This is a genomic window from Photobacterium lutimaris (genome assembly GCF_003025555.1).
Lineage (GTDB): Bacteria > Pseudomonadota > Gammaproteobacteria > Enterobacterales > Vibrionaceae > Photobacterium > Photobacterium lutimaris.
In genome coordinates this window covers 1-6,658 of record NZ_PYMH01000030.1, presented here as the reverse complement: position 1 = coordinate 6,658, position 6,658 = coordinate 1, and the positions used below count along the sequence as shown (strand labels likewise).

The following is a 6,658-nucleotide window of genomic DNA, read 5'->3' as shown; positions in this document are numbered from 1 at the left end:
ATACACTAATATATCAGACCAAATAGCCACTTGTATTAATGCTAATATAATACAGAAAGGTATTAATACAATTATTTGGTTTGAAGTTAGACCTTTCTTGACCAAGATTCCTCCCTAAGCATATAACGCCCGCTTAAGGGGCAGCCAACGCCACTACTATCTTTCCGCATAACACCGTAACCACAAAAACCAATGCATAGTAAAAATGCCGCGCGTTGGCTGTCCCTCTTGAAGCGTTTGTTATGTGAATTCTCGATTGAAACGTCGAACTTTTGTACGCACATTTTTCATAGGTGATGACGTATTAAACTGAATCATACGCCCCAAAGTCCATTGTTCATACCACGCAACACCATACAAATTATGGTTACTTAAACTTGAAATGAGTAAAAGTATCTCGTTAACCGTAGACTCAAGTTCAATGAGTAAATCATTGTATTTCCACTCACAATACTCTTCGTGGAAGCTTTCAGCGAGTGAACCTAATTGGTTCCATTTATAACCAGTTTCCGGAAAATCAACATGTTGGTTTTGAGATCTTAAGTGATGCCATTTAAGAACGAGTCTTCCCCAACCAATCAAGTAAGCCACTGTATCACTAACGCTAATGACTGTACCTTTGACGTTTCCCTCTATTCCAGGTTTGCGAGCTTTACTTTCCGGAATTGAACGATAGTCAGCCATGAGTTTCGGAAATATTGAGTTTATAGCTAACTCCAATTCATCCTTATTTCTTGGCACAGAAGACATTTTGACCTCCATTCACATAACGCTTAGCTAAGCTGCACAAAGCCTTGGCATAAACTTTTGCGAAGCGAAAATGCCAAGCGTGTAGTGTCTGCTTAAGCGCTTTGTTAGCTGCCTTTAACAAGGAATACGCCAAATAACCTGCCTAACAGCGTCTGCTCTACCTGCTGATATTTCCTTACTAGGAATTTTATTTTCCAAAGCTGGTATCGGGCTATCCATCCATTTTAATGAGTTGTCTCGTGAATGATAGTAAATGCTTATGGCAATATCCCTATTTCCACCACATTTACATAAAAGCTCATCTTTAAATGTACAACTCTCAAAGTTGTCTTCAAAGCAGGCTACATATTTATTCCAACCTTCAAAATTCACTATGACTCCTTATGACAGCTAACGCCGAACATAAGGTGCGCCACGATATACTTACCAAGCGCACTGGACTCCATACCAAAACCGCCGAGTGTAACGCGTCACCTTGATGTTTTTGTTATTCGCTGCTGACGCTATCTTTATAGCTGCATTTGGGTGTAGTATTTGAATTATCATTAAATGAAATAACACAATCTATATAATTACTCCCTCCTTCAAGATAGAAATACTCTAAAGAAAATAAGATTTCATTATGCTTAGATGAAATTGATTCAACAAAAACACCAGATGACTCGTTGAAGCTTAGCTCTTCATTCGCAACAGTTACTGAGTTTATTTTTATACTATCAATAACACGAAATTCAGGAGTAATTATTTTGTCAATTTCTAATATTGGATTGACTTCCATATTATGCTTTATGACGCGAACCAAAAAGTCATTAATTCTATATGTTTCAACTTTATCTATCGATGCAGGTAACATGCTAGAATTTGAAGACACGGTGAATAGCAACATGCAAAAAGGTATTATTTTAGAGATCTTAACTTTCAGAACGTGAAAATACAATTTACCTAACATACTTCACTCTCTTATTAAACCTATCAGCCGGAACTCTTGCCCATAGCGATCTGTTCGTTATGATTTTTTTAAAACCATCAAGATCATTATTAACAATGCTTTCTTGCAAATACTCTCTAGCTGCTGGCGTATAATCACCACGAAATTTCAAGTCTACTAGCACTTCCTTAATTGTTTTATCTAAATTTGACCAGTCTGTATTGCCATATTTCTTAACAACATCTGCTTTAGTGCAAATCCTTTTCACTTCTGAAGCTTCAAAATCATAACTAATTTTAAATAATTTTAGTTGAGCATCAGTCGAAATTTGATAGTCAATCAAATCATTATCAATGATAAATTGTTTTGCTTGCTGACCTTTTAGTGAAATAGCATTCACTAACTTAGATATGACATCAGGCCTTAGGCCTGCTGATGCAAGATCCTTACGAATCAGAGCTGATGTTTTCCTCCTCAAGTCATAGCCTCTACCTACAGTAACACCAGAACTTTCACTTGGAACATGTAATTTTCTGCTGTGATATACTCCACCCTCATTCCCTTCTGCATTCCAAGTAAGTACACCTTCTTTTGGTGGATTAATGGACATCGGTTTAAAAACAGAGCGAACCAACTCATTCAGAGATTTTACAATTTTTCCATTTGGTTCTACATAGTATTTCGGTTTGGAGATCTTAAGATGCTTATTCTGATACTCAACTAATTTATCAATTAGCTCACTATCACATTTTCTGTAATGGCTAATGTCCTGCTGGTATTTTTACGAGCATATACATTCAATAATGCTTTTATCAGTTTGACATCATTAATGTTATTTTTCTTATTTAAACCAACAAAGCCTATTATTTCAAATGACAAAGCATACTCCAAGTGATTTATTTATGAGTGAATTTTGTCAGCATAACCGCTTAAAATTACATGATAAATATAAAATCACGAGGCTTTAAATATTTTAGATATACCACACATCCTGCTGCAAATCACAAAGCTATCACCATTACAAATTCAAGCGAATAACGCTTGCATAACACGTGCTGACGACCAACTTTACCAAACCAATTACACTTCAAACCAAAAACGCCGAATGTAATAAGCATCGTGTTGATGCGATTGTTGTGCGTGCTTACTTTCGGCTTGGCTAGCTTGGTAAAGAACTGCCCTGCCAACATTTTTTTAAGCCCTGATTCTAATTTACGGATAGTAATTAAGCGAACAAAATGTTCTTAAATTGCGAGAGAAAGTGAATGGAAAATAGATACATTTTCAACGACATTTGAACGGCTTGCTTTCAGCTAGTTTGGAGCTGATAAACTAAATACACTCGCCACAATTGGGATTGGAAATGCTGCGAGAAAAACACTGATGCTGACTAAAATGAGGCATAACCAAAGAACAATTGAAGCGTAAAATAGCTTCTGAAACGCCTGAACTTAGGGAAATAAGGGCTAATTTGCCGAACCTGACGATACGAAAGCAAAAAGGCAACAAAGAAGAAATTCACGCTTACTAAGCCGAAACTACGAAAGCCGCGATCCTATTGATGAACCGTGCAAAAAATTTCGGACTCAGTACGCACAACGCCTGCAATAAGGTGTGCCCCACCAAACCAGCAAAGCGCACCGAACTCCGTACCAAAACCGCCGAGTGTAACGCATCACCTTGATTGCCTTGTTATGCGAGAAGAACTTACAGCGATAACTCAGTCTTTAGATAAGATCTACTCACAGATAATTTTTCAAGTGCAGCATCCTCCGGCTCATGCTCTACAACTAACCATTCTAGTGAAGAATTATCATTTAACTCATTGACAATACTTGCTACATCAACCGAACCTTGACCTAATGCTACAGACTTACCATTAAGAAAGTCCCTCAAATGTGCATATGAAATTCTATGTCGATATTGCTTCAAGAAAGTAACTGGATCTAATCCAATCATATGAAGCCAACCAGTATCCACACAAAATTGAATCAGAGATGGATCAAGTTGCTCTAATAGAATTTCAAAAGGACTAATTTCGTCTTCTGCGCATTTAAATTCAAAATCATGGTTGTGATAGTGTATTTTGATACCTTCGGACTTCAACAACTCAGCTTTCTCGTTAAGAAATGCGCATGTCTTTTGAAAGTTACTTAAACTTCGATCATGCCATGCCAGAGGGCCAGATATACATAAATTCTGACAGTCATTTGACTGTAAGTGACTTATAATTTCTGGTAAATCATTCAGAGCATCAGGGCCTGTATGCAACGCTGAATACTGTAAATTATATTTCTTTGTATATGTATGAACATCCATCAGGAATGGCATTTCAATAGCTTGATAACCAATTTCAGCTAAGTGTCTGAAAACATAATCAGGTTCACTTAAAACATACTCTTTTTCAAAAGCATAAAGTTGAACACCTAGATACATTCTGCGCTCCTTCGCATAACGCCTGCAATAAGGTGTGCCCCACTGAACCAGCAAAGCACACTGAACTCCGTACCAAAACCGCCGAGTGTAACGCATCACCTTGATTGCTTTGTTAAATTTCTCATGCTTCGATTGGTTCAGACTGCTCTGATTGCTCTATTTTTATCTCCTCGGCTATTTTTCTCGCGGCATATACAGGAAAATTTTGAGCTAATATAAAAAGAGCGAATACCCCAAGAGCAATAGCCGATCCGATAAGCTTTACCACATTGAGAAAATTAGCCACAGGAGAAAAGACTAACAGTAGAATGCAACCTACGGCTATTAGAGAAAACATACCCGCAATGAAAATATTATAATAAAACCCTAACTTTTCATTCCATGTTTTATCACGAACAAACACTTCATTATTACTATTTAGGTCTAGATATGGCTGAGCTCTACGAATTGTTGTCCAATTAATATTATGTGAGGTTCGGTCATGAAGTGAAATCAAAGAATTCCTAAGTGTTTTTTCGGCATAAATACGTGTTGCAACTTTAAAATAATATGTATTTCTCTGCTTTTTGATTACAGCCAGACAACTCGAATCAGCAGTAGACTCTTGAGAAAGATATAGTTCTAACTTTTCCAATCGCTTAGTTTCTTTACGTTCAATTAAATTAAATATCTTAGAAAAATCACGATTTAATACTAACCACAACAAGACTATTGTCGTAATGATGAACCCAGAAGGAGTCTGAATTATATTCCCAATTGCATCTACAAATTCTGGAATACTCTTAACTACTTCTGTCACCTGTTCTATATCATTTGGCTCTGCCAATTGATCCTCCTAGAAATTTAACGCCCGCGATAACAGGCGTGTAAACAATTGAATTTGTGTTGGAAAGTGTAATCACAGCTGTCGAGAATTGAACCTGACTGACCGTTTACACGTCCTGTTAATTGCATTGTTATAGCTCTGATTTTACGGCGTTTTATTCTTGCCCCGGCTCTTGATCCTGCTCTGAAAAGGCGGCTTACTAGCCGCCGCTCTCGGCTTGGTTTATGCACCGAGAAACAACAACCGGTCTTGAATTCAACTTACTGGAAAAGGGTGCTCAACCGGATTCAGCCACAAAGCCCGTTTAACCGGTTATTTGAAAAAACCGCCAGAAACCGCAACCCGACCTGAAATTCGAACCGGTTGCCTGTTTTAGCTACCAAGAAACAGCAGTCAAACCAAAACTCGAAACCGGTCTTGCTACAACATACTCAACACAAACAACCGGTCTGGAATTCAATCAACCGGTTATCAATAAAAACCACCGGCTACAGCGAGCGGATTTGCATGACACAACCGGTCGTAAACTGAAAAAACCAACAGCATATAACGCCAGTTATAACGGGCATGTACTAATTGAAATTCGGTTGAAAAACGTAATCACGGCGCTAGTTTAGAGAAACTGACGTCGAGTACATGTCACGTTAATAACCTTGTTATTGCTTGCATGTTTATAGCGTTTTGCTCGTGCCCCGGCTCTTGATCCCGCTCTGAAAAGGCGGCTTGCTTGCCGCTGCTCTCGGCTAGGTTTTATCAAGCGGGAAACAACAACCGGTCTTGAATTCAACTAACTCGAAAAGGGCGCTCAACCGGCTTCAGCCTCAAAGCCTGTTTAACCGGTTATTTGATTAAACCAACAGAAACATCAATCAGACCTGAAATTCGAATCGGTTGCTTGTTTTAACCACCAAGAAACAACAATCAAACCTGAACTTGAAACCGGTCTTGCTACAACATACTCAACACAAACAACCGGTCTGGATTTCAATCAACCGGTTATCAATAAAAACCACCGGCTACAGCGAGCGGATTTGCATGACACAACTGGTAGTAAACTGAAAAAACCAACAGCATATAACGCTAAGTTAAGACGCCACAACGCTAATGGCACTACAATTCGCGAAGCGAAAGTGCCATGCGTTAGTGGTCGTACTTAAACGCCTTGTTATATGAATTATTAGACGAGAACCTGGGCTTTACGTCTATAAAACATGAAGCCTGAATTTTTGAGCTCTTTCACCTTTAAAAATGAGATGAATTGTTAAGGTGGACAACTACCGCCACGTTGTTTTCTCGTATGGCAATGGTATTCACCTGTTTTTCTATTGTAATGGCATCCACAACTATCTGTACCACCACTATGCGACAATTCAACTTTACCTACATACTTAACTGATTGTGCATAGGTACTTCCGTTAGCGAAAGTCAACAACAATACTATCAACGCATATTTCATAGGCTAAACATCCTTTTTTTGCTTGGCGGAGTTTAGTGTAATAGTATTTGAAGTAGTATAACGTGATATTCATCGCAATGAATATGCAACTAGTGATTAACAAGCATTAGATTTGATGACCTTTCTGAAATTCATATAACGCCCCAAATAAGGTGTGCCACGTTGAACCAACCAAGCGCACCGAACTTCAAACCAAAAATGCCGAGTAAAAAGCATCACCTTGATTTGATTGTTATATGTGATGCGCAAGAACTAAAATTCA

General features: G+C 38.2%; 7 protein-coding genes. All 7 read right to left on the bottom strand.

What is annotated here, in order from left to right:
- Nucleotides 1-240 precede the first annotated feature (240 nt).
- The 7 genes from C9I99_RS26765 to C9I99_RS26725 all read right to left on the bottom strand — a co-directional run bounded on the left by C9I99_RS26765 (nt 241) and on the right by C9I99_RS26725 (nt 6,396).
- On the bottom strand, nt 241-750 hold the full coding sequence (locus C9I99_RS26765; protein WP_107351879.1) for a ClbS/DfsB family four-helix bundle protein: 510 nt from the start codon (nt 748-750) through the stop codon (nt 241-243).
- A 114-nt stretch (nt 751-864) separates the two neighbouring features.
- Nucleotides 865-1,122 (bottom strand): antitoxin Xre/MbcA/ParS toxin-binding domain-containing protein, encoded by a 258-nt coding sequence (locus tag C9I99_RS26760; RefSeq protein ID WP_107351878.1) that lies wholly within the window; start codon nt 1,120-1,122, stop codon nt 865-867.
- Nucleotides 1,123-1,237: 115 nt separating this feature from the next.
- A complete protein-coding gene (locus C9I99_RS26755; RefSeq protein WP_107351877.1) occupies nt 1,238-1,699 on the bottom strand; it encodes a hypothetical protein in 462 nt (153 codons plus the stop codon).
- Nucleotides 1,689-2,288: a pesticin C-terminus-like muramidase gene (locus C9I99_RS26750; protein ID WP_107351876.1), complete on the bottom strand. Its 600-nt coding sequence runs from the start codon at nt 2,286-2,288 to the stop codon at nt 1,689-1,691. The genes C9I99_RS26755 and C9I99_RS26750 overlap by 11 nt, the downstream gene beginning before the upstream one ends.
- Before the next feature lie 1,097 nt (nt 2,289-3,385).
- Nucleotides 3,386-4,114 (bottom strand): sugar phosphate isomerase/epimerase family protein, encoded by a 729-nt coding sequence (locus C9I99_RS26735; RefSeq protein WP_166645530.1) that lies wholly within the window; start codon nt 4,112-4,114, stop codon nt 3,386-3,388.
- A 121-nt stretch (nt 4,115-4,235) separates the two neighbouring features.
- Nucleotides 4,236-4,940, bottom strand: coding sequence for a hypothetical protein (locus C9I99_RS26730; protein ID WP_107351873.1), 705 nt, complete (start codon nt 4,938-4,940; stop codon nt 4,236-4,238).
- A gap of 1,261 nt (nt 4,941-6,201) precedes the next feature.
- Complete coding sequence (locus C9I99_RS26725) at nt 6,202-6,396, bottom strand: YHYH domain-containing protein (RefSeq protein ID WP_107351872.1); 195 nt, start codon at nt 6,394-6,396, stop codon at nt 6,202-6,204.
- Between the last annotated feature and the right edge of the window lie 262 nt (nt 6,397-6,658).

Excerpts from the sequence above, each read along its gene's own strand:
- C9I99_RS26765 (WP_107351879.1), bottom strand. The coding sequence starts at position 750 with ATGTCTTCTGTGCCAAGAAATAAGGATGAATTGGAGTTAGCTATAAAC.
- C9I99_RS26755 (WP_107351877.1), bottom strand. The coding sequence starts at position 1,699 with ATGTTAGGTAAATTGTATTTTCACGTTCTGAAAGTTAAGATCTCTAAA.
- C9I99_RS26750 (WP_107351876.1), bottom strand. The coding sequence starts at position 2,288 with ATGTCCATTAATCCACCAAAAGAAGGTGTACTTACTTGGAATGCAGAA.
- C9I99_RS26735 (WP_166645530.1), bottom strand. The coding sequence starts at position 4,114 with ATGTATCTAGGTGTTCAACTTTATGCTTTTGAAAAAGAGTATGTTTTA.
- C9I99_RS26725 (WP_107351872.1), bottom strand. The coding sequence starts at position 6,396 with ATGAAATATGCGTTGATAGTATTGTTGTTGACTTTCGCTAACGGAAGT.